Source organism: Streptomyces sp. NPDC034049 (assembly GCF_055575575.1).
In genome coordinates this window covers 196,211-217,990 of record NZ_JBVISJ010000015.1, presented here as the reverse complement: position 1 = coordinate 217,990, position 21,780 = coordinate 196,211, and the positions used below count along the sequence as shown (strand labels likewise).

18 protein-coding genes and 2 pseudogenes are annotated in these 21,780 nt (G+C 69.4%); 8 read left to right on the top strand and 12 right to left on the bottom strand.

The genetic code is table 11. From position 1 onward, the window contains the following. Window positions 1-52: 52 nt before the first annotated feature. Window positions 53-358: pseudogene (locus ACZ52C_RS34115) on the bottom strand (IS1380 family transposase); the annotation flags it as partial. Between the two features lie 195 nt (window positions 359-553). Here ACZ52C_RS34115 and ACZ52C_RS34110 point away from each other — a divergent pair. Both ACZ52C_RS34110 and ACZ52C_RS34105 read left to right on the top strand, forming a co-directional pair. Next, on the top strand, window positions 554-979 hold the full coding sequence (locus tag ACZ52C_RS34110; RefSeq protein ID WP_469078403.1) for a transposase: 426 nt from the start codon (window positions 554-556) through the stop codon (window positions 977-979). Window positions 980-1,060: 81 nt separating this feature from the next. Then, on the top strand, window positions 1,061-1,537 hold the full coding sequence (locus tag ACZ52C_RS34105; RefSeq protein ID WP_469078402.1) for an NUDIX hydrolase: 477 nt from the start codon (window positions 1,061-1,063) through the stop codon (window positions 1,535-1,537). Window positions 1,538-1,741: 204 nt separating this feature from the next. Here ACZ52C_RS34105 and ACZ52C_RS34100 read toward each other — a convergent pair whose 3' ends face one another. Then, window positions 1,742-2,812: a hypothetical protein gene (locus tag ACZ52C_RS34100; RefSeq protein WP_469078401.1), complete on the bottom strand. Its 1,071-nt coding sequence runs from the start codon at window positions 2,810-2,812 to the stop codon at window positions 1,742-1,744. A gap of 142 nt (window positions 2,813-2,954) precedes the next feature. Beyond that, complete coding sequence (gene tpg, locus ACZ52C_RS34095) at window positions 2,955-3,461, bottom strand: telomere-protecting terminal protein Tpg (protein WP_469078400.1); 507 nt, start codon at window positions 3,459-3,461, stop codon at window positions 2,955-2,957. Between the two features lie 548 nt (window positions 3,462-4,009). On the opposite strand from tpg, the gene ACZ52C_RS34090 reads away from it, so the two are divergent. Then, entirely contained in the window at window positions 4,010-4,978 is a 969-nt protein-coding gene (locus ACZ52C_RS34090; RefSeq protein ID WP_469078399.1) for an SGNH/GDSL hydrolase family protein, read from the top strand. A gap of 299 nt (window positions 4,979-5,277) precedes the next feature. Here ACZ52C_RS34090 and ACZ52C_RS34085 read toward each other — a convergent pair whose 3' ends face one another. Next, window positions 5,278-6,366 (bottom strand): glycosyltransferase family 4 protein, encoded by a 1,089-nt coding sequence (locus ACZ52C_RS34085; RefSeq protein ID WP_469078398.1) that lies wholly within the window; start codon window positions 6,364-6,366, stop codon window positions 5,278-5,280. 226 nt (window positions 6,367-6,592) lie between these two features. After that, the gene (locus ACZ52C_RS34080) at window positions 6,593-8,089 is read right to left on the bottom strand and encodes an NHL repeat-containing protein (protein WP_469078397.1); all 1,497 of its coding nucleotides are present in this window, start codon (window positions 8,087-8,089) and stop codon (window positions 6,593-6,595) included. Between the two features lie 902 nt (window positions 8,090-8,991). Between ACZ52C_RS34080 and ACZ52C_RS34075 the strand changes: the two genes are divergently transcribed. Beyond that, entirely contained in the window at window positions 8,992-9,810 is an 819-nt protein-coding gene (locus ACZ52C_RS34075) for an IS5 family transposase (RefSeq protein WP_469078396.1), read from the top strand. Window positions 9,811-10,181: 371 nt separating this feature from the next. On the opposite strand, the gene ACZ52C_RS34070 is transcribed toward ACZ52C_RS34075, so the two are convergent. The 4 genes and pseudogenes from ACZ52C_RS34070 to ACZ52C_RS34055 all read right to left on the bottom strand — a co-directional run bounded on the left by ACZ52C_RS34070 (window position 10,182) and on the right by ACZ52C_RS34055 (window position 13,554). Next, window positions 10,182-10,622: a hypothetical protein gene (locus tag ACZ52C_RS34070; protein WP_469078395.1), complete on the bottom strand. Its 441-nt coding sequence runs from the start codon at window positions 10,620-10,622 to the stop codon at window positions 10,182-10,184. 258 nt (window positions 10,623-10,880) lie between these two features. After that, a pseudogene (locus ACZ52C_RS34065) lies at window positions 10,881-11,921 on the bottom strand (IS1380 family transposase); the annotation flags it as partial. Window positions 11,922-12,937: 1,016 nt separating this feature from the next. Next, complete coding sequence (locus tag ACZ52C_RS34060; protein WP_469078394.1) at window positions 12,938-13,315, bottom strand: fic family toxin-antitoxin system, toxin component; 378 nt, start codon at window positions 13,313-13,315, stop codon at window positions 12,938-12,940. Next, window positions 13,315-13,554 carry a hypothetical protein gene (locus ACZ52C_RS34055; protein WP_469078393.1) on the bottom strand — a complete coding sequence of 80 codons (240 nt, stop codon included), beginning with the start codon at window positions 13,552-13,554 and terminating at the stop codon, window positions 13,315-13,317. Before ACZ52C_RS34055 ends, ACZ52C_RS34060 begins: the two co-directional genes overlap by 1 nt. Before the next feature lie 375 nt (window positions 13,555-13,929). Between ACZ52C_RS34055 and ACZ52C_RS34050 the strand changes: the two genes are divergently transcribed. Then, the gene (locus tag ACZ52C_RS34050) at window positions 13,930-15,420 is read left to right on the top strand and encodes a cryptochrome/photolyase family protein (RefSeq protein ID WP_469078392.1); all 1,491 of its coding nucleotides are present in this window, start codon (window positions 13,930-13,932) and stop codon (window positions 15,418-15,420) included. Window positions 15,421-15,503: 83 nt separating this feature from the next. On the opposite strand, the gene ACZ52C_RS34045 is transcribed toward ACZ52C_RS34050, so the two are convergent. Both ACZ52C_RS34045 and ACZ52C_RS34040 read right to left on the bottom strand, forming a co-directional pair. Beyond that, the gene (locus ACZ52C_RS34045; RefSeq protein ID WP_469078391.1) at window positions 15,504-16,772 is read right to left on the bottom strand and encodes an NAD(P)/FAD-dependent oxidoreductase; all 1,269 of its coding nucleotides are present in this window, start codon (window positions 16,770-16,772) and stop codon (window positions 15,504-15,506) included. 164 nt (window positions 16,773-16,936) lie between these two features. Beyond that, window positions 16,937-18,076 carry a PucR family transcriptional regulator gene (locus ACZ52C_RS34040; protein WP_469078390.1) on the bottom strand — a complete coding sequence of 380 codons (1,140 nt, stop codon included), beginning with the start codon at window positions 18,074-18,076 and terminating at the stop codon, window positions 16,937-16,939. 86 nt (window positions 18,077-18,162) lie between these two features. Between ACZ52C_RS34040 and ACZ52C_RS34035 the strand changes: the two genes are divergently transcribed. After that, a complete protein-coding gene (locus tag ACZ52C_RS34035) occupies window positions 18,163-19,218 on the top strand; it encodes a ferredoxin reductase (protein ID WP_469078389.1) in 1,056 nt (351 codons plus the stop codon). 7 nt (window positions 19,219-19,225) lie between these two features. Beyond that, entirely contained in the window at window positions 19,226-20,344 is a 1,119-nt protein-coding gene (locus ACZ52C_RS34030) for a fatty acid desaturase family protein (protein WP_469078388.1), read from the top strand. Window positions 20,345-20,595: 251 nt separating this feature from the next. On the opposite strand, the gene ACZ52C_RS34025 is transcribed toward ACZ52C_RS34030, so the two are convergent. Beyond that, window positions 20,596-20,721, bottom strand: a complete 126-nt coding sequence (locus tag ACZ52C_RS34025; RefSeq protein WP_469078387.1) for a hypothetical protein — start codon at window positions 20,719-20,721, stop codon at window positions 20,596-20,598. A 1-nt stretch (window position 20,722) separates the two neighbouring features. Between ACZ52C_RS34025 and ACZ52C_RS34020 the strand changes: the two genes are divergently transcribed. Beyond that, complete coding sequence (locus ACZ52C_RS34020) at window positions 20,723-21,634, top strand: LysR family transcriptional regulator (protein WP_469078386.1); 912 nt, start codon at window positions 20,723-20,725, stop codon at window positions 21,632-21,634. The last annotated feature ends 146 nt before the right edge of the window (window positions 21,635-21,780 follow it).

Genomic DNA, 21,780 nt, shown 5'->3' with positions numbered 1-21,780 from the left:
CGATCGCCATCGCCTCGGACATTCTGCGGCGATGGCGTACGCCCCGGCCGGAGCCGGTGGTGTTGGTCGCGAAGCACGTGATCCGCATGCCGTCCGCGTCCGTGATCCTCAACTGGGCGCCAGGATGGGGCCGTTCCTTTCGGACGATGAGCCGCATGCCTTTGGGACAGCCGTCCAGGAGCTTGCCGGTGAGCTCGGCGACCCAGGCCCCGTCCCGGGCCTCACCGTCGGCCTCGACGGCCGGGGTCCAGGCCGAGGCGGGGACCTTCAGCACGTGTTCGTGGATCGCTTCGGTGACCGTCATGCCGACCGAGTAGGACAGCCATCGGCCCCGCTTCGCGAGCCAGGACACGAATTCAGCGAACATAAGCTCGCCCGCCGCCTGCTTGCCTCCCTGCGGCCAGGCATACTGCTGCTGGCCGACCGCAACTTCGCCGGTCATGAACTGTGGGGCCTGGTCGAAGCGACCGGCAGCCACCTCGCCTGACGGATCAAGAACAACCGCGTCCTGCCACCCCTGTGGGTTCTGCCCGACGGCTCGTACGTGTCCGTCATGCCCACCCCCGCTGAGAGCGAGCGCCTGGGCAACGCCCGCTTTCACGGCCGCACCTCGACAGGGCTCCCCGAGGGCCACCTCATGCGCGTCATCGACTACACCGTCACCGTCCGGCCCCAGCACGGGCCGGTACAGGCCGAGAAGTTCCGCCTGGCAACCAGCCTGCTGGACCACCGGCACGCGCCCGCACGGCAGTTGGCCCAGCTTTACCACCAACGCCAGGAGATCGAGAACGGCTTCGCCGAACTCAAAAACCGGCTGCGGGGCGTCGGCTTCATCCTGCGCTCCAAGACCCCCGAGCTCATCTGCCAGGAGATCTACGCACGACTCACCGTCTACCAGGCACTGTGCGCCTGTCTCCCCCAGCCACCACGACGCGGCGTTCCGGGGCTTTCACTGATGTCCAGTGACAGCGAACCTTGACCGTTTGCCACTGAAGTTTGACCCGCCGGAGAGCGGGGGCGGAGGGGCTTCTCGCGGAGTCACACGGGGAAGCATCCGACCATGGCCTACCCCGCAGATGAACCGCTTGCAGCCGATGGCCGTGGCAACTCCTTGATCTCGTTCGCGCGGGGCGGCGAGACAGCGCCGCCCCAGGACGCCCCGCTGCCGGCGGCGCTGGTGGCCTTGTGGCGAGCCGGCCGGGTCCTCATGGTCTTCGATCGGTACCGTCAGTCCTGGGAGCTTCCAGGGGGGAGCATCGAAGAGGGCGAAACCCCCCGCCAGGCGGCCGCACGCGAGCTACTGGAGGAGAGCGGGCAGCAGCCTGACGAACGGTTGCGGTTCATCGGCTACGCACGATTCGTGCTGGCGCCTGATCGGCGAGCCGAATATCTGGCCCTGTACGCAGGATCCTGCGCAGAGACCCGCGCCTTCGAGCCCACCGAGGAGATATCGGCCATCCGCTGGTGGGACCTCCTCGAACGCCTCCCAGGGCATGTGCAGCCCCTGGACGCCTACCTCGCCGCGCTCACCCGGTAGCCCAACAGCCGACGCCACTGCGCCAACGAGCAGTGGTCAATGTTCAGTGGCAAACGGTCAAGGTTCGCTGTCACCGGACAACTGACCCGGTCGGCGTGAGCGGAGCGTGAAGACCTGGCCGGGCCGCCGGGCGGGGGTGTCACGCTGTCACGCCGGATCGGGCCCCAGAGGGGGTTCGGGGCCCTCCCGGCACTCAAAAAGCGTTCAATACGGACATCCGGCGGGTGCTGTCGCGTGGTGGCCCGGCGGGCGTGACAGGGCGCGTGACACCTCCGGTGTGACGCACGGTGAGCGTGACAGGCGGCCGGTGCCTCTTCGCCTCCCAGGAGTGCTGGGGCTGGGGTCGGTCAGTTCCGGAGCGGCGGCCAGACGTGCGGGCCGGTGCACTGCCCGCAGGCGGCGCAGCCGGCGCACTCCATGCAGAACTGCTTCGGGACGCGCGGGCACGAGCAGATCGGGTTGTAGTCCGGGGCGTCGTCGCCCTCGAACCAGGGCTCCCCGAGCGGGGGCGTGTAGTCGACGTGGACCTGTCCGTCGGCCGTCAGGTCTTCGTACCGGGTGCCGCAGCCGGTCGCCTGTACCCATGTGGCGACCACGGGGTCGGCGGCGCTCACCGGGTGCTCCGGCCGGGGCCTCGATCCACGCGGCGAGGGCGAGGACGGCGTCCGGGTAGGCCTGCGCCAGGCGCACCGCGTGGACCGCGTCGAAGCCCTCCAGCGGCCCGGCCCGCGCCATGGCCCGCAGCAGCGCGCTGTGCGCCCCGCACCGACGCCGGGACGGCGTCCGCGCCCCTCGGAGGGCCATGCCGTAACCCTCCAGGATGCGGAACATCTCGTAGAACTCGCCGTACTCGTTCAGGTAGTCGAGGGCGTAGCGGTCCTCGGGCTCGTGCAGCACGAGCGGGCCTTCGGCGCCGTAACGCCCCTCGGTCGTGCCGAGCAGGCCGGCCCTCTCCAGGGCCATCAGCATGTGGGCGCGCTCGGGCAGCCCGTTGGAGTGCAGCCGCTCCTGCCGCTCCTGCTCCAGCTCCAGGTCCCGGAGTTCTGCTTCGGCTTCGGCGGCAGCCGCGGCTTCGGCGGCGAGCTCGTCCTGGACGACGGCGTCGGCCTTCGGGTCGTACGTCCCGCCGGTGGTGGCGAGCAGCTGCGCGATGCGCTCCCACTCGCCGACTTCGGCCGGTCCGCGTTCGTCGTCGGCCAGGTCCTCGCGGTCGCGGTCGATGTGCTGCTGCAGTTGGGCGTCCTCGAGGGCGGCCGCGGCCTCGGTGGCCGTCATGCCGGTGGCGCGTCGGCGGACCGAGCTGCGGCCGATCTTCGCCTGGCCGACCGGCTGGCGGGGCGCGGCCGCGCCGGGTGCGGGGATGCGGGGACGGCGGCGGGGATGCGGGGACGGCGGCGGGATCGGGGCGCAGGGGTGCTCACACGAGCCTCTCAATCGTCACGGGAAAAGGACGGGATATTGGTGCCGTCGCACATGAGGCGCAGCGGTCACAGACAGGTTTATCGCAGTCTCGAATTCCGTGCGGCTGAAACGATATGTTGAGCCACTCCACGTCCTTGAATTCCACCTTCAGGCCCGCCCGGCAGGAGATGACCAGCCCTGCGGAGGCCGCCGCACGCTGCCGTGCCTGCGCTCTGACCTGCGGTTGCCACTCCGCTTCGATCTCCTTCACCAGAGCTGTCTGGAGGCGCTTCTGAGGCTTCCTGGACGCTCCGGAGAGGTAGCGCTCCACCGTCTTGCGGGAGACGCCCAGGCGCTCAGCGAGGGTCTTGGTGGAGCCCTTCTCCCGCGTGCGCAGGAATTTCATCTGGGCTCGCGCGAATTTCGGCGCGGGCCGGGTGAACAGGGCACGCTCCGCACGGGCGAAGCCGTCCATGATCTTGGCCCGGATCCCAGCCGTACGCTGCACGTCGTCATCAGTCATGTGATCAGCACACGCGTACCGGCCTGTGGACAGAGGCCGGCGGGCTCTCGCCGCCCGTAGAAGGGGTGCGTCGTTGATCGGTAGTTGGCGAGCCGTGGTCCGTTGACTGTGAGTTGGCGCCTGGCCTCCATCAGCACTGAGCCGACGCCAAGAGGCTGACGAGCTCACCCGCCGAAAGAGGTCCGCGTCCGATAGCTCCTCCGCAGCCACGCGGGTCGAGCCGTCGATGCCAGTGATAGAGGGGCTGCAGAGCATCGGCATCAGCCTCGCGCCGAGTCCTCACTTGTCGGTGATCGAGAACAAGACAGCCGCAACGAACGTGCATCTCAGGCCGTGATCACCCAGTCAGTCAGGGGTCTCTCCGTATCAGGCAAGTGACGCGTCAAGGCGGTCACGAAGAGAGCCCGCCCGGTCGACAGGTCGAACCCAAGTCCCCCACACAGACGCATCCCACAGCCCGCAGACTACTGACCGTATTGGATCTAGTGCTCTGAGTGACGATCGCTTTATGGTCAAAACGATGTCAACGCCGCATCTCTGGAGGATTCGTGGCACGCTTCCGCACCCGTCTGGCCCTGCTCGGCTCGGCCGCAGCTCTCGCCGTCGGCGCTCTTGTCCCCGCGCAGTTCGCCGGCGTCCAAACCGCCACCGCGGCCGAGAAGAAGCAGTGGGTCGCCCTGGGTGACTCCTACACCGCCGGGGTCATCCGGGCCGCAGGCAACATCTTCGAAGTCCCGCGCGACGGCTGCGACCGCACCGACCGCTCCTACCCCCAGGTCATCGACCGCGACCTCGCCGGTCTCTTCGAGCTGACCAACGTCAGTTGCGGCGCCGCCACCGTCGAGAACGTCACCGACACACCCCAGAACCCGATCGGCCGTCACCTGCCGCCCCTCTCCGAAGACCCGGACTACCCCTTCCCCCCGGTGCCCCCTCAGTCCGAGGCGGTGGGCCCCGACACCGACGTCATCACCGTCGGCGTCGGCGGAAACACCCTCGGCTTCGCCGACCTCCTCACCAAGTGCACGCAGCTGGGCGGCGAAAGCAGCGGCAAGGGCACCCCGTGCAAGGACGCCCTGGCCGCCGGCATCCCCGACCGGCTGAAGAACGTGCGCCAGGAATACGACCGGATGCTCGAGGTGCTCCACGAGCGTGCCCCGCACGCGAAGATCCTGGCCGTCGGCTACCCCACAGTCATCCCCAAGGACACCTCCAGCTGCGGCTTCGGCGACCTGACGCAGTTCGGCACGATCACCCAGGGCGACCTGGACTGGCTGCGCGACGACGTCCTGGAACCCCTCAACAAGGCCATCAACAACTCCACCGGCACCCAGGAAGCCGCCAGCTTCGTCGACCTCTACACCCCCTCCCGCAACCACAGCGTCTGCGACGACTCCAAGTGGGTCGAGGGCTTCGTCACTCTCCCTGACCAGCTGTCCTTCGTGCACCCCAACGCCCTTGGCCACCGCAACGCCGCAGACCACGTCGAAGAAGCGATGTTGAACGCCATCCTCTGAGCCCGCACCCGGCACCCCGCTGACGAACCCACAGTGAACTGGCTTCCGGTACCAGCCAGAAGCCAGTTCCGCGTTGCTAGCACACCCGCCCTTGGCCGAAATCAGGCATGAGAGCCAGGGCGTAGTTCGCTACGGAAGTGACCGTCTACTCGCCAATCAGCGTTCAACAGAGCCGCCAGTTCGGGCTCGGATGTCCTGCACGGTGATGGGTGAACGCTGGGATGGGGGCCTTGTCCGTTGCGGACGGTGACGTCGTCACCCGAACTGGCCACGCGGAAAGAGCCCAGTGAGTGGGCTGCCTAGCGGAGGAAGGGGAGCAGGCGCTTTGCGAGGGCTGGAGTATCCGGGAGCGGTTCACGTGGGGTCGGCTGGTTTGCTGTCGGGGAGCTGGTCCGTCGCTTTGTGTGGTGCAACGTCTCGATGGCGTCGCACCAGATGTCCAGGTCGGGAGCTGCGCTCAGCTCGATGGAGCGGGCTTTGGCACGGCGGGAGGCCCGGGCCCAGGTGGCCGGGTCCCGAAGGGAGGTCAGAGCATGGTTCCAGGCGTTGAGGTCGTCGCGGTAGGCGAAGATCCCGGCTTCGCCCAGGGACTCGACGAGCCCGGGTGTGGGATGGGCGATCACCGGGATGCCCGAGGCGAACGCCTCGACCGCTACCCGTCCCCAGGACTCGTACAGGCTCGGCATGAGCATCACGCGCGCCCGGCTGTAGACGTGTTCGCGCATCTGGCGACCGGGCACCCCGTCGACGACCTCGCAGTTGGGCAGTCGGGGCGGCGGCATGATCTGCTGCCCGTAGGCGCCGCGGACACCGAGGAAGTTCCATTCCGGTGTCCAGGCGGCGATCTGCCAGAACAGTTCGCCGCCCTTGTCGGAATTGAGATTGACGAGGGTCGCGCAGTCGCCGGGCTGTGTACGGTATTCCTCCGCGATCACCGGCGGTCGGACGACGATGCTGTGCCTGGGCAGGAATTCTCGGGGGTAACGGGCGTAGAAGATTTCGGCGTCCCGTCTGATCCACTCACTGTTGTAGACGACGAGTTCGGCGCCGGCCGCGTTGTGGAAGCTGGTGGCAAAGTTGTCGTGGCAGATCACTGCCAGGGGAATGCGGCGGTCTCGTGCGAGCCCCGCCACCAAGGGCACGTTTTCGAAGTGGGACAGCAGCACGTCCGTCTTCTGGGCCTGGGCGGCGAAATCCATGCCTTCCTGGAAGGGGACGACCTGTACGCCGTCGATCTCGTAACTCTTGTCGATCCTTCCGGGGTGTGACAGCCAGACCTCCACCTGGTGACCACGCTCGGCCAGCGGACGGAGCATCGAGTGGAGCATCCATTCGGATCCCGCGTTGTGGTCGGGTGGGTATCCGTACACACGGGCCATGATGTGCATGGTCCGCGACCTGGCCGGTGCGGTCGGTGCGGGCCTGTGCGGGCGAGGCGCCACCATGTCCACCTGTGGGTACTCCCTTTGTTTGAGGACAAGACGACAACACGGCGCCGGAGGGGCGCCCTCGAACGTCCGGCCCGCGGGTCCGCAGGCCGCGGACCTGCCGCGGCCTGCGGAGCCTGCGGGCGGGATGTCTGTCGTGGCGGCCTTCCGGTGGGAAGGCCGCTGCTCACCCGGCCGTCGGATCCTCGACGCGGATGGTGGTGGAATCCGAGGTCCGGGCGCCGATGCGGAACGTCAGCCTGGCGTCTCCCAGCCGGGCGCCGGCGGAGGCTTTCACCGCGACCCAAGCCGCGGACACCGAACCCCTTCCCGACAGGGCCAGATCGACGTTGTCGAAGGTGAGGCTCTGCCCGTCCGCCGACACAGTCCCGTAGTAGGCACGCGAGGTCCCGCCGGCAGCCAGCACGGTCAGCTGGTACTGGGGTTCGGCCACGAACTGCAGACCTGCTCCCGCGGGAAGGTCCACGCGGACGCTCTGCGCAGGGACTGTGCCGTCTTCCTCCGCACGCAGTTGCACCCCGGGGTAGCCGGTGTTGCCGCCTCGTTCCAGTCGCACATCCGGCGGTCCGCCAGGCGCCACCGAGAACTGGACCGTGGCAGCGACGCCACTCACCTTCCGCACCCGCTGGTTGCTGGTGTCGGCGATGAAGAGGTTGCCGCCGGAGTCCACCGCGACACCGACGGGGGAGCTGAGTCGGACATCGATGGCCGGCCCGCCGTCGCCGTTGAAGCCGGCGGTGCCGTTGCCGGCGACCGTGGTGATCTGCCGGGTCGCCGCCTCCACCTTCCGCACCCGGTGGTTGCTGGTGTCGGCGATGAAGAGGTTGCCGCCGGAGTCCACCGCGACAGTGTGTGGATAGTAGAGCCGGGCGTTGACGGCGGGCTGGTTGTCGCCGTTGAAGCCGGCGGTGCCGTTGCCCGCGACCGTGGTGATCTGCCCGGTCGCCGCCTCCACCCTGCGCACCCGGTGGTTGTTGTAGTCGGCGATGAAGAGGTTGCCGCTGGAGTCCACCGCGACACCGACGGGGGCGTTGAGCTGGGCGTTGACGGCGGGCTGGTTGTCGCCGTTGAAGCCGGCGGTGCCGTTGCCCGCGACCGTGGTGATCTGCCCGGTCGCCGCCTCCACCCTGCGCACCCGGTGGTTGTTGTGGTCGCCGATGAAGAGGTTGCCGCTGGAGTCCACCGCGAGACCAATGGGGGTGTGGAGCTGGGCGTTGACGGCGGGCTGGTTGTCGCCGTTGAAGCCGGCGGTGCCGTTGCCCGCGACCGTGGTGATCTGCCCGGTCGCCGCGTCCACCCTGCGCACCCGCTGGTTGGAGTTGTCGACGATGTAGAGGTTGCCGCTGGAGTCCACCGCGAGACCGCGGGGACCGTTGAGCTGGGCGTAGACGGCGGGCTGGTTGTCGCCGTTGAAGCCATTGGTGCCGTTGCCGGCGACCGTGGTGATCTGCCCGGTCGCCGCGTCCACCTTCCGCACCCGGTGGTTGCTGTAGTCGGCGATGTAGAGGTTGCCGACGGAGTCCACCGCGACTTTGCGGGGGCCGTTGAGCGGGGCGCAGACGGCTGGCCCGTAGTCGCTGCTGTAACCCGTGGTGCCGTTGCCAGCGATCACGTAGATGGCAGGCTCACGCTCGGCGACACGCGGGCTTTGAGGATTGGTCACAGCATTTGTCCTTTGTCTCCAGAGGGCAGGGGAATGCACCAGCACAGCCCAACGTCACACGCCGCAGAAGCCAGGGACGCGCGATGGGCAAGCTGGCGGGAATGGGGAATGGAAACGCCTGGTACGGGCATCCGGATTACGCGGCCGGATGGCAATCAGCGTTCCAGCGTTACCCCAAAGAGCGGGCTATCGGCTGCGCTATGTCGCTCTCACTCATGCGCACACCTCCTATTGCCCGAATTTATAGACGACTGCGGGAATGTTCGAATTGTGCAGTCACTGTCGCGCTCGAAAAGGCTGCCCTATCCCGGGCTTCTACAAAAGGAGATCTGTCCGTACGAACGTCGTTCCCGCCACACGGTTGTCGACCGAGGCCCGCATCAAGTGGCGGCACCTGCCACACGCACACCGGGCGAACTGCGCTCACGTTCCCAAGCATCCCGCAGCACACTCCACCCCTCCATGCCACCGGACGCCCCACGGGTGAAGCGATTCACAATGGCCGGAAAGCCACTCGCAGATGACGACCGCAGGACAGGGGCGCTGGCCCTGTCTTCGCTCTGCGTGACGACCATCCGGGCGGCGCATCGCGCAGGCTCATCTCCCTCCCCCAGGGCGGGGGCTGGCAGGTGCTGCCGGCGCCATTGGCCCGCCAACACGACGCAGGCCCGGTCTTGTCGTGGTCCAGGACGAGGGCGGGCCGGGGCTTCGGGGAAGCATCAGCAGCGTCACGGCGCCGCTGCCCAGCTTGTACGACGCGCCCTGCAAGCGAGCTCGCCCGGGACGTATCGTCCCTGGGCGGCGCACTGTTGGGTGACGATGTGGCTTAGGAGTCCTTGCAGAAAGATCGTGTCGTGGCACGGTGGAGAGGTACGTGATCCCGTCTTTTGTGGGGTGTGACCATGGCGCGGCGGAAGCCGTGGGAGGTCAGTGACGAGTTGTGGGCGGTGATCGAGCCGCTGTTGCCGAAGCACGAGCGGCGGTTCCGGTACCCGGGGCGCAGGCGGATCGATGACCGCAGGACGCTCCAGGGCGTGCTGTTCGTCCTCTACACAAGTGTCCAGTGGGAGTTCCTGCCGCAGGAGTTGGGGTTCGGTTCGGGGCCGACGTGCTGGCGTCGGCCGGCCGAGTGGCAGGAGGCGGGGGTGTGGGAGGAACTCCAGCGGGTGCTGCTGGACGGGTTACGGGCGGCGGACCGTCTCGACTTCTCCCGTGCCACCGTCGATGCCTCGCATGTGCAGGCCAAGCGGGGGCGAAGCAGCCCAAAAGTCGGTCCGAGCCCGGTTGACCGCGCCCGGCCGGGCTCGAAACACCACGTGCTGACCGATGCCCGCGGCACTGCGCTGCGGGTGTCGCTGACCGGCGGTCACCGTCACGATGTCACCCAGCTTCTGCCGCTGGTCGACAGCCTTGGGCCGGTACGGGGCAAGCGGGGCCGGCCCCGGCGCAAGCCCCGCACGTTGTATGCCGACCGCGGCTACGACTACGACATCTACCGCCGCCGTCTGCGCGAGCGCGGCATCACACCGAGGATCGCCCGGCGAGGCCAGCAACACGGCTCGGGTCTGGGCAAAGTCCGGTGGGTCGCCGAGTCGGCCATCGCCTGGCTCCACGGACCCCGCCGCCTACGGACCCGCGGGGAAACCAGAGACGACATGCACAACGCCCTCCTCCAGCTCGCCCACTGCATGACCCTCGCCCGCAAGCACCCGGCTTTCTGAAAGCACCCCTTTACGGGCGCCCCTGCTCGGGAAGCAGCCCGAGACCATCACTGCCGGGCAGATGTCCTACGACCTGCGCCGCCTGTGTGTCCACGGAGTCATCCAACGCATCCCGCGCACTCACCGCTACCTGCTCACCCTTGCCGGCCATGAACAGACCCTCTCCTCACCCGGGTCCATGACCGGCTGATCCGAACCGGGCCGGCCGACCTCGCCGACCCCGACCAGCCCACGCTCCGGACCGCCACCCGCGCCTACGACAAGGCCGTGGACGACTACCTCCGACGAGCCGGACCAGCCACCTGAACAGCCAAAATCTGCACCATCACGCAAACTTGACCCGATCAGGACGGCTAGCTCGTCCAAGCCTTCTAGGGGATCCTGACCGTGTAGGTGCCGTTGGAGACGTCGGCGGCCGTGGGCTTGACGGTCACGCCGCCGAGGGACTGCATCCCCCCACCCGAGCCGCAGTTGCCGCCCTCCCAGGCGGAGATGTTATAGGTGGTGCCCGTGGTGATCTTGTAGTCGGTAGCGAGTATGATCCGGCCGTTGCCGCCGGAGACGTCGGCGTCCCGCGCGCCCAGGCAGGTGACGGAGGTGCCGTCGTCGATCCGGAGAGTGCCGAAATACACGACGGACATGCCGGCCCCTCGGGCGGCCATCGGTACGTTGGCGGTGAGTGAGGCCGTGGTGGCTGCGGACGCCGTGGGCGCTGCGGCAAGGGCGGTGGCACCGGTGAGGGCGAGCAGGGCGGCCAAGGAAGCGGAACGGACCGTGCGGCGCGTGCGGCTGTGGGGGGTCGTGAGGCGCATGCCTTCTTCCAATCGCCGAAGGGTTGTCCAAGTCTCAAGTAACTTACGTGACCAGTGATACCCGAGGGAATATCAGCACGGGACCCCAGTTTCGGCCATGTTTGAGCTCCGTCGGGACCCGGACGTACGGAGGAACCGCCGACCCCGTTCCGGCCTGTGGATAAGAGGTCGCGCGGATAGGCGTGATGGACGACCCCGGCAGCAGAACGGGCACAGATCCCGGCTCAACGCCGTCCCAGCGACCGCCTATTCGCGAGACCTCTTAGGGGTGCTTTCAGAGGTCAGCCGCAGCCCGTCGAGGTCGGTGAACCGCAACTGGGCGCCGGGGTGCGGCCGTTCCTTGCGGACGACCAGCAGCATCCCCTTCGGCCACGTGCTCAGGTCGGGCATGTCGGTGATCTCGGCGACCCAGGCGCCGGGCCGTTCGGTGCCGCCCGCGTCGTAGGCCGGCGTCCATGCCTTCTTCGGGATCTTCAACACGGCCTGGTGGATGGCGTCGGTGATGGTCATTCCGACGGAATACGACAGCCACCGGCCCGGCCTGGAGAGCCAGTCGAGGAAGGCGTGAGTGCCGCCGGCGGAATCGGTGCGGATCGGCGTCTGGTGTCCCCGCCGCAGGTGTCTGGGGAGTTGGGCCAGGGCGAGCTGGGCGGTTTCGATGTGGTCGGCGGCGGTGTTGGAGCCGGCGTTGCCGGGCCGCAGCAGGGCAGCCACCGGCTCTCCGGACCCGGCCGGGCCGTGGTCGACGAACGCGACGAGCGGATGATGGCCGAAGGTCTTCTTCCAGGTCGCGGTGGCGTCCTGCTTCTCGGAGTGCGCGAGGACGAGGACACCGTCTATGTCCACGGTCACGCTGCCGTCGGCCGCCGGGCCGCTCGTCCCGGCCAGCTCCCAGACCCGCGTGCGTACGTCGGCTCGGGCCGTGCGGATCGCGGTGAGGGCCTTCGGTCCGGCTGCGGCGAGGGCGTCGACGAGCCGGGAGACCGTGGGGTCGGATGCCACCGGGCCGAACACGTCGGGCTCGGCCCGCAGTATGGCGACGTCGGCGAGGCAGTCCCCGCCCAGAGCTGTCGCGAGCGCGACATCCAGCAGGCCCCTGCCCGGGTCGTGCACCGTCAGCGGCCTGCGCCACGGCGCCATGGCCGCCGATACCGCGGTGTCCAGACCCACCTTGCGGACCGTCTCGACCAGCAGCACCGACCCGGCCTGCGAGACCACCCCACGGCCGCCGCCCTCGACACGGACACGCGGGTACAACCGACATGCTTGCTCACCTGGAAAGTGCTTCTTTCCGTGCAGCCAACAGGACCCTGGACAAGTCCCATCGTTGCAGGTCAGGAGCACTCTCCGCTTATTTGATCAAGACGTGGACGAGCACGCCCGTGAAAGCGCGAGGCTAAGGCAGCTGGCCGGACATGCCGACGAGTTGCTCCCCGGAATCCGTCGCATGCTCGTCGACTCGGCCGACAGCGAAGGGCTGCGTCCGGTCCTCGCCGCACTGTCCGCATGGGCCCCGTCGCGAGTGCGACGGTCCCGGAGCTGGTGTCGGCACTCGCCACCCGCAACGCACGATGGGCCTGCGATGCGCTCGGCAGTATCGGCGCGGCGGCGGCGCCTGCGGCGGACATCCTCAGCAGCATCGTCCGCGGCGTCAGACAGCCCCCGCGTCATGACGGCGGCCCCTGGTGTCGAACGGCAAACGACGATGGCATGGTGCCCAGAACGCCGCGTGGGCCCATTGGTGCATCACGGGTGACGCACGTATCTTCCTGGCTTTCCTGGAGGACGCGGCATCCCGGGACCTGGCGAACGCGGACCTCGGCCGGTTGGCGGAACTGGGGCCGCAGGCGACGAGATACGCCGCCGCTGTTCGGCCGCTGCTGCGGCCCCCGGCCCGTGGACCCGTGTCCAGGCCGTCTATGCCTGGTGGCGGATCACCGGCGACACGGACGCCGCCGTCCCGGTACTGCTGGCGGCGCTGGAACCTCTGAAGTCGGGTGATGCCGACGAGTCCTGCCGCGCGGCACTCCGGTACATCGCCCAGATCGGCACCCCGGCCGCCACCGCGGCGCCTCTACTCGAAGCGACGCTGTCGTCTGATCGGTGCTTTCCAGCGGACGTCTACCCTGCGGCTCGCGCGGCGCTGGCCGCCTTCGGCACCGGCCTCAGCTCCCAGGTCGGGCGCAGCGCGGCACCGTCGGGCCGAACGGCTCGGGCCTGAGGCGGGCAGGCGTGGCCGGCGGCGTTGCTGTGGCGGTGCCGAGCAGGCGTGCCGGTTCGGATCACCGGGCCCGGGTGTCCGCAGCCTTGCCCGCTCAGGTGGCGGTGGGCCAGGTCCGCAGCAGAGCGGCGATCTTTCCGGCCGTGCAGGCGGGGTTGAGGAGCAGGTCCTTGAGGGCGACGGCGTCTTCGCGGCCGGGTTTGACCGTGATTCCGGCGGCCTCCAAGTACATGACACCGGACGCGGCGGCGACAGCCATGTTGGAGCGCTCGAGCCAGCGGCACCGGCCGAGCGTGTGCACCAGGGCGGCGGCCTTGGCGTAGGGGCCGTCGTAGACGGGCTGTTCGAACAGTTCGGCCCGGTGGCGGGTCACAGCGGAGACGGGCACGCCGTAGTCGTCGGGGGCCGGGTCGTCGGCCCCTGCGGCCTCGGCGACCTGGAGGATCCAGGGGACGTCGATGTGCAGGTCCATCAGGCCGCGTGGGCTCCGCGCACCGTCTGCTGGGTCTCCTCGGCTTCGTCGAAGACCGCCTGGTGCTCGGCGAGGAAACGAGCGGCCGCGTCCACCGCGCGGGCGCGCAGCCCGCTGGCGTCGTCCTGCACCAGCCTGGCGAGGTAGTCCCCGATACTCAGTCCCAGATCGGCGGCGCGCTTCCTCGCGAGTTCCGCGACGTCCTCGTCCACCCGGGCACCCAGCTGTGTCTTCGCCATACCAGCATGGTAACAGCGGTTACCGGGCGGCGAAGCCGGGCGAGTACGGACGTCGGCCCCGTACCGGCACACCCGGGCCATCCGAGCCATCCGGGCCATCCGGCGATCGACGGGAAGTTCGCCGCGCAGCCTCATGTCGTGCCGTCCGTTGCGTGGCCGAAGGCACCCGCCTCGCACTGGAGCCGACACCCGGAGCACTTTCATCACCTTTTTCTCCGGTATGGGGCATACGGTTACAGCGTCCTCCCGGACGCATCCGGCGTACCGCCCGGTCCGGAAGCACCTGTGGCACACCCAGGCAGGCCCCGCACGGGAAACCCGAAGGCGGCGCGCAGGCGCGCAGGTTCTCCGGCTCGGGAGATGAGGAGACGTTTCATGTCGGTCCCCCACTGGCTGTTCGGCGATCAGCTCGGGCCGCACTTCCTGACCGGCCGATCCGACACACCCGTGGTGATGATCGAGGCCCGGTCGGTCTTCCGGCGCCGCCGCTTCCACCGCGCGAAGGCGCACCTGGTGCTGTCCGCGATGCGCCACCGCGCCGCCGAACTCGGTGACCGGGTTCGTTACGTCCGCGCCGGCACCTACCGTGAGGGGCTGCGTGAGGCGATCGGGGACGGGCCGGTGACGGTACGTCACCCGACGTCGTACGCGGCGCTGCGGCTGGTGAAGTCGCTGGACCAGGTGAGGGTGCTGCCCACCCGCGGTTTTCTCGTCACGCACGAGGACTTCCGTGCCTGGGCCGACGGGCACGCGGGACAGCGGCTGCGGCAGGAGGACTTCTACCGGTGGGTGCGCCGCTCGCACGACCTGCTGATGGACGGCGACCAGCCGGTGGGTGGCCGGTGGAACCACGACCACGACAACCGCGAGCCCCCGCCGAAGGGAGCGCGCACCCTGGGTGCCCCGCCGCCGTACCGGCCGGAGGAGGACGAGATCGACGACGAGGTACGCGGTGATCTCGACCGCTGGGAACGCGAGGGCTCCGTCGCCTTCGTCGGCAGGGACGGCCCCCGGCTGTTTCCCGCCTCCCGGCGTGAGGCACTGGCCGCACTGCGCCGGTTCGTCGAGCACCGGCTCGCCGGCTTCGGGCCGTACGAGGACGCGATGCTGGCGCGGGACCCGGTGATGAGCCACAGCCTGCTGTCCTCCTCCCTCAACCTCGGCCTGCTGGACCCAACCGAGTGTGTAGGACGCGCCGAGGACGCCTGGCGGGCGGGTCGCGCCCCGGTCAACAGCGTGGAGGGGTTCGTCCGCCAGGTCGCGGGCTGGCGTGAGTACGTCTGGCAGCTCTACTGGCACTTCGGCGAGGACTACCGCCTCCGCAACGCCCTGCGGCACCACGACCCGCTCCCACGGTGGTTCCTGGAACTCGACGCGGACGCGGTGGGGGCGCGCTGCCTGGCCACGGCACTGGCCCAGGTGCGGGACACCGGGTGGACGCACCACATTCCCCGGCTGATGCTGCTGGGCAGCCACGCCCTGCAACGCGGCTGGGACCCGGCGGCGGTGACGGACTGGTTCCACCGCTGCTTCGTCGACGGCTACGACTGGGTGATGGTCCCCAATGTCGTCGGCATGTCGCAGTACGCCGACGGCGGGCGCATGACGACCAAGCCGTACACCTCCGGCGGGTCCTACGTGAACCGGATGAGCGATCTGTGCGGCGGGTGCGTCTACCGGCCGGGCGAGCGGACCGGTGACCGGGCCTGCCCGTACACCGCCGGGTACTGGGCGTTCCTGCACCGGCACCGGGCCCGTCTGGAGCGCAATCCCCGGATGGCCCAGCCGGTGCGCGGGCTGGACCGGCTCACGGACCTGGAGGAGCTGCTGCGCCAGGAGAGCCGGCGTGGCGACGGCCCGCCCTGACGACGATGCCGGCTTCGGCGACGGCCCGCGCCGACGCCGGTGGCTCCCGGTGGCCTGCCGCCACGGGACGACGGACATGCGCCTCAGCGTCGTAGGTCCCGCAGTACCTCGCGCGCCGCCCGTGCCCCGGAGGCCAGTGTGCCCTGGACGGAGCCGGTGGCGCGGTGGTCGCCGCACACGTAGCGGCCCGGTGCCACGCGCGTGGTGCGGGTCAGCGGCTGCGGCGGCGCCATGGCGGGCAGCGCGTCCTCGACGGTGCGGACGGTCAGCAGGGTCCAGCCTTCCGTATCGGTGCCGTACGCCTCGCCGAGCGCCACCCGGATCCTCCGCTCCCGCGCCCCTCGGTCCCCCCGGCCCTCCGGTTCCTCCTCCTCGCGGCCGAGGACCGACGTGGCGACGAGAGCGTGGCCCGGCGGGGCGAAGGTGGGCACGACGTCGCTGAGGACGCAGGTGTTCAGGAACCGGCGCCGGGTGTCCACGAGCAGGGTCGGCTCACCGACGGGGGACCGTGGAGCGACGTGGTAGTACGTCGTCACGGTCCGGTAGCCGGGCAGGGCGACCTCGGGCAGCAGCACGCCCACGGAGCCGGGGCCGGTGGCGATCACGACCGCGCGTGCGGGGATCTCCCGGCCCCCGGCCGTCAGCACTCCGTCGCCCGTGAGCCCCGCCACGGGGCTCTCCAGCCGCACGGCGCCCTGGGGCAGGGCGGCCGCGAGAGCCCGGGGAACCGCTCCGACGCCCTCGGCGGGCAGGCACAGGGTGCCGCGCAGCATGCTCCGCCACACCAGGTGGAACATCCGGGCGGAGGTCTCCAGGTCGTCCTCCAGGAAGACTCCGGACAGGAAGGGGCGGAAGAAACTCTCGACGAAGGTCTCGGAGAACCCGGCGTCCGCGAGCGCGGTGCGGGTGGTGGTGTCCGCGAGCCGTTTCAGCCGACGGGGGGACGAGAGCATGTCACGGGCGGACAGCAACCCGAGGGCGGCCAGGTCGCGTGGTCCGGCGAGACGGCCCGGCAGCAGGTCGGGCAGCGTACGGGGGCGGCGAGTGGGGTCGCTGAAGCGGAGTCGGCCCGAGGGGCTGTGGACGAGGACGCCCGAGGTGAAGGGCCGAAGTCTCAGGTCCTTCAGGGTGACGCGGCGCCGGAGCTGGGGGTACGACGTGTTGACCACCTGGAACCCGCGGTCCACCACGAACCCCTCGACCCGGTCCGACCGCATCCGACCGCCGACCTCGTCACCGGCCTCCAGCACCCGCACCCCGACACCGGCCGCCACCAGATCCCGGGCGCACGCGAGCCCGGCCACACCGGCCCCGACCACCATCACGTCCGTCGCGTCCTCGGTTCCGGACACACGACCACCTCTCCCGACTGCCCCGGCGCGGCCCACGCCGCCCCTCACCCAAGCCTTCCGCGCGTGACCGGCCGGCGGATGCGCCACCGGCCCTCGGACACACCCGCGGCGGAGCTTCTTCGACGTCAGCTCGCGGGCGCGGTCATGGGCGGTCGGAGGACGCGTCAGCCGGCCCGAAGACCGACCGCCAAGGTCAGTTCGAGGACCCGGTGCGGCGACGCGAGATCCGGGAACAGCTCCCGCAGCTGCGACATCCGGTACCGGACGGTCTGGGGGTGGACGAACAGCTCCGCCGCCACCTCGTCCCGCCGGCCCTGGTGCAGCAGCCACGCCCGCAAGGTCTCCTCCAGCCGCCTCGCGGTCGCGACAGGCAGAGCCCGCAGTGGTGCGAGGGCTCGGGCACGCAGGTCCGCGTACGCGTCCGCGTCGGCGCTCAGCACCAGCTCGGGCAGGTGGTCCTCGGTGTCGCGGATGTCGGAGGAGAGGGAGCGAGCGCGTAGGGCTCGTGCGTACGAGGCGGACGCGCGCATCCATGGCCGGGCCGGGCCGACCACGGCGGTGCGGTCGGACAGCTGCCGCAACAGATGCGCTCGGTCGGCATCGGGGACGAGGAGCACGCCCAGGGCGTCCGGCAGATCGTCGAGGACGAGCGTGCCCGGGTCGAGCGTGCGGTAGGCGGGCCGGGCCTGGACCGCGGGCAGCAGGACAGCGGTCAGCGAGACCGGAGGCTGCCACCCTGTCCGTTGGACAGAGGCCTGGAGCACGTCCGGACTCGCGTCGGCAAGGAGGTCGCGGACCAGTTGTTCCAGGTGACGCTCATGAACCCGGCCCCGGGCGGCCAGTTCGTCTGCGTGACCTGCGGCGCTCGCGGCGGAGAGCTCGTCGATGTAGGCGAAGGTCAGCTCGGCGAACTTGGCGACCTCGGCGGCGGGCAGACCCGCCGGTACGGCACCTGCGGCCAGGCATCGCCAGGCCACGCGGGCGCCGACGCGGTAGGCGCTGAGCAGGGCGTCCATCGAACGGCCGTCGCGCACCTCGCCGCGGCCCAGTTCGTAGGCCGCGTCACCGGCGTCACCGCCCGTGGCGTTCCCGCTCGCCACGTCCAGGTAGTGGCCCAGGGCGGTGCGGACGGCTCGGCGGATGGTGCCGCCCATGCGGCCCGACAGGGCGCCTGCGTAGGGAGGGACCTCGTCGATGATCGCCTGGACGACCTCGTCGGCGGTGGTCCTCAGCGCGGCCCGAAGCACGGTGACCGTCGCCTCGTCCAGGGCCAGTTCGGTGGCCCTCCGGATGACATGGCTCATGTTTTGTTCCCTGCGAACAATTCAGCCGATCAGATTCACGTCCTGCGGACAGGACTTTACGCCCTGAGGCGCATCAAGCTGGAGTCATGACGAGTGCAGCCCTCCGCAGCAGGGCCTGGAAACTGCTGGAGATGGTCACGACGCCCTTGCTGCCGTCGGACTACCTCGACCTGGTCAGCCCGCTGCGCGCGGGCGCCGACCTGCGTGGGCGCATCGAGGCCGTGCACCCCGAGACGCCTGACGCCGCGACCATCGTGATCAGACCGGGACGGGGCTGGCGCGGCCACACCGCCGGTCAGTACGTGCGGATCGGGGTCGACGTCGACGGGGTGCGCCTGTGGCGCGCCTACTCGCTCACCTCGCCGACGCACCGCGAGGACGGCCGCATCACGATCACCGTGAAGGCGATCCCGGACGGCAAGGTCAGCAACCACCTGGTCCGCAGGGCGAAGCCGGGCACGCTGATCCAGCTCGACCAGGCGACCGGTGACTTCGTGCTGCCGCAGGCCAAGCCCGCCAAGGTGCTCTACCTGACGGCCGGCAGCGGCATCACGCCCGTGATGGGCATGCTGCGCGACACCGAGTTCGGCGACGTCGTCATGGTCCACTCCGCGCCCCGGCCGCACGACGTGATCTTCCGCGACGATCTGCACGCCCTGGTTACGGACGAGAAGCTGCGCCTCACCGAGCTGCACACCGACACGGACGGCATGCTCGACATCGCCCGTCTCGACGAACTCGTGCCCGACTGGGCCGAGCGCGAGACCTGGGCCTGCGGGCCCGCGGGCCTGCTCGACGCCGCCGAGAAGCACTGGGCCGAGCACGGCGTCCCGGAGCGCCTGCACACCGAACGCTTCCGCCCCGCCGTCGTCGCCACCGGCGACGGTGGCGAGGTCACGTTCAGCACCACCGGCAAGACCGTCGACGCGGACGGTGCCACGCCGTTGCTGGACGTCGGCGAGGAGGCCGGCGTGCTCATGCCGTCCGGGTGCCGTATGGGCATCTGCTTCGGCTGCGTCACGCCGCTCAAGGCGGGCGCCGTCCGCGACCTGCGCACCGGCGAGATCACCGAGGCCGAGCCGGGCGTCCTCATCCAGACCTGTGTGTCCGCCGCCGCGGGCCCCTGCGACATCGAACGGTAGGAGCACCTTGACCGCCATTGACCCCACCGCCCACCTGACCGCGGAGCAGATCGAGGAGCTCGGCCGCGAGCTGGACGCGATCCGCGACGAGGTGATCGCCGACCGCGGCGAGAAGGACGCCGCCTACATCCGCAAGGTCATCTCGGCGCAGCGCAAGCTCGAGCTGGTGAGCAGGGGCGTACTGCTGTTCTCGATCTTCCCGCCCGCGTGGCTGATCGGCACCGCCGGCCTGTCCGTGGCGAAGATCATGGACAATATGGAGATCGGCCACAACATCCTGCACGGCCAGTGGGACTGGATGCGGGACCCGAAGATCCACTCCACCACCTGGGAATGGGACCACGTCTCGCCGGCCGACCAGTGGAAGCACTCGCACAACGAGCTGCACCACACGTACACCAACGTGATCGGCAAGGACAACGACCTCGGCTACGGCATCATGCGCGTCGACGAGGACCAGAGGTGGCACCCGTTCCACCTCGGCCAGCCGCTGTGGAACCTCATCAACGCCTGCTTCTTCGAGTACGGCATCGCGGCGTACGACCTGGAGCTCGGCAAGAACCTTCACAAGCGCCGCCGCAACAACCCGGAGTTCCGCGCGCGGGCCAGGGCCGTGGGCCGCAAGATCCGCAAGCAGGTGCTCAAGGACTACGTGATCCACCCGCTGCTGTCGGGCCCGTCGTTCCTCCCCACGCTCGCCGCCACGTTCACCGCCAACCTGGTCCGCAACCTCTGGACCCACTCGGTGATCATGTGCGGGCACTTCCCCGAGGGCGTGCAGGTCTTCGAGCGCCGGTCGATCAAGGGCGAGACGCGCGGCCAGTGGTACCTGCGCCAGATGATGGGCTCGGCGAACATCAGCGGCAGCAAGGCCATGCACTTCATGACCGGCAACCTGTCGCACCAGATCGAGCACCACCTCTTCCCCGACCTGCCGAGCAACCGGTACGCCGAGGTCGCGGTGAAGGTGCGCGCGCTGTTCGAGAAGTACGAGCTGGAGTACGTCACCGGGCCGCTGCCCAAGCAGGTGTTCTCCGCGTGGCGCAAAGTCGTCCGGCTCTCGCTGCCGAACAAGAAGCCCAAGGTCAAGACGCCGGACCGCGAGCAGGAACTCGTCGCGGCCTGATTCCCGGCATGGGTGCGGACCTTTCACCGCTATGGGCGGGACCGCCGATAGCGGTGACATCCGTAGCGGTGACATCCATGGAGGGTCCGTCCTCGACCGTCCCGCGAGGCCGAACATGACGTCCCTGAGGGCCGGGGCGGACGGCGTCGCCACGCGGCGACCGCGGTGCCGCCGACGGCAGCGGCGTCGTGGCGAGGGCGGCACCACGGCGGGCGGCGGCATGGCGGTGGTCTCCGGTCCAGGGCCGTCGGTCACCGGTCGCCGATCGCCGGTCGCCGTCCATCGGCCTCGGCCATCGAGCGGCCGTACCGGCTCGTACCCGGCCGCTCGGCAAGGCCCTTGATCACTCCCGCCCGGCAGCCCTCTACGGTGGGCACCGTGGAACTCCTGCATCTGCGTTACTTCGTCGCTGTCGCCCAGGAACTGAACTTCTCCACCGCGGCCCGCAAGCTGCACATGGCGGCCTCCCCCCTCAGCAGACGGATCAAGGATCTCGAAAACGAACTCGGGCACCGTCTCTTCGACCGCAGCACCCACCACGTGGCCCTCACGCCTGCCGGTAACGCGCTGCTGCCGATCGCGCGCGGTGTGCTGGAGCAGGTGGACTCCATCCGTTGGCGGCTGGACGAGACGGCACGGCCGCAGCTGACCACCCTGCTGGTCGGCGTGCCCACCGGCATCCATCCAGATCTGCGGGAGCGGATGGACACCCTGGCCGAGCACCTCGGCGACCGGTACGAGATCAAGCGCTGGCCTGGCGGCAACGACCGTCTCGTCGACGCGGTCTGCGACGGCAGGCTCGCACTGACCCTGGCCCGCCTCCCGGTCGGCGGCGACCCGGCGCTGGAGCTGCTGCCGGTGATGTCCGAGCGGCTCGGAGCGGTCGTCCCCCGGGACCGGTTCGCCGGGCGGGAGTCCGTCGCCCTGACAGAGCTGGCCGACCTCTCCTACGTGGTCTCCCCCGCGGGGGTCACCACGGCGTACTTTCGCGGACTCGACCAGCAGCTGTCCGAGCTCGGCATCAAAAAGCGCATCGAGATCAGCAGCACCACATTCGACGGAATTTCCGAGATAGTGTCCAGTGGACTCGCTTTCTCCATTTCCATGCTGGATGACAGGAGTCCGGTCAGGAATTTCCATCTGGACAATGTGACGATCCTGCCGATCACCGATTTCCATCCGCGCCTGGAGACCGGGTTACTCTGGCGCAAGGATCGAGGCGAAGGCGGCGACCTGCAAGAAGTCGTGCAGGAGGTCCGTGAGGTGTTCGCCGAGCCACTCCATTCATAAACACCACCTATTCCCCAGGAAAGACGGTATGACCGCTGCGGTCATACCGTCTTTCGTCGATCGGTCATTCCCTCAGCTTCATTTCCGGCACCTTCCGAAGTAACTTAGTTGGCAGATACACGGACTTCATGACGAAGAAGCAAGGA

Bases quoted from the DNA above. Each gene is read 5' to 3' on its own strand.
- ACZ52C_RS34035 (WP_469078389.1), top strand. From the start codon at position 18,163: ATGACGAGTGCAGCCCTCCGCAGCAGGGCCTGGAAACTGCTGGAGATG.
- ACZ52C_RS34110 (WP_469078403.1), top strand. From the start codon at position 554: ATGCCCACCCCCGCTGAGAGCGAGCGCCTGGGCAACGCCCGCTTTCAC.
- ACZ52C_RS34055 (WP_469078393.1), bottom strand. From the start codon at position 13,554: ATGGCGAAGACACAGCTGGGTGCCCGGGTGGACGAGGACGTCGCGGAA.
- ACZ52C_RS34100 (WP_469078401.1), bottom strand. From the start codon at position 2,812: ATGACGGCCACCGAGGCCGCGGCCGCCCTCGAGGACGCCCAACTGCAG.
- ACZ52C_RS34050 (WP_469078392.1), top strand. From the start codon at position 13,930: ATGTCGGTCCCCCACTGGCTGTTCGGCGATCAGCTCGGGCCGCACTTC.
- ACZ52C_RS34085 (WP_469078398.1), bottom strand. From the start codon at position 6,366: ATGCACATCATGGCCCGTGTGTACGGATACCCACCCGACCACAACGCG.
- ACZ52C_RS34075 (WP_469078396.1), top strand. From the start codon at position 8,992: ATGGCGCGGCGGAAGCCGTGGGAGGTCAGTGACGAGTTGTGGGCGGTG.
- ACZ52C_RS34040 (WP_469078390.1), bottom strand. From the start codon at position 18,076: ATGAGCCATGTCATCCGGAGGGCCACCGAACTGGCCCTGGACGAGGCG.
- ACZ52C_RS34060 (WP_469078394.1), bottom strand. From the start codon at position 13,315: ATGGACCTGCACATCGACGTCCCCTGGATCCTCCAGGTCGCCGAGGCC.
- ACZ52C_RS34105 (WP_469078402.1), top strand. From the start codon at position 1,061: ATGGCCTACCCCGCAGATGAACCGCTTGCAGCCGATGGCCGTGGCAAC.
- tpg (WP_469078400.1), bottom strand. From the start codon at position 3,461: ATGACTGATGACGACGTGCAGCGTACGGCTGGGATCCGGGCCAAGATC.
- ACZ52C_RS34070 (WP_469078395.1), bottom strand. From the start codon at position 10,622: ATGCGCCTCACGACCCCCCACAGCCGCACGCGCCGCACGGTCCGTTCC.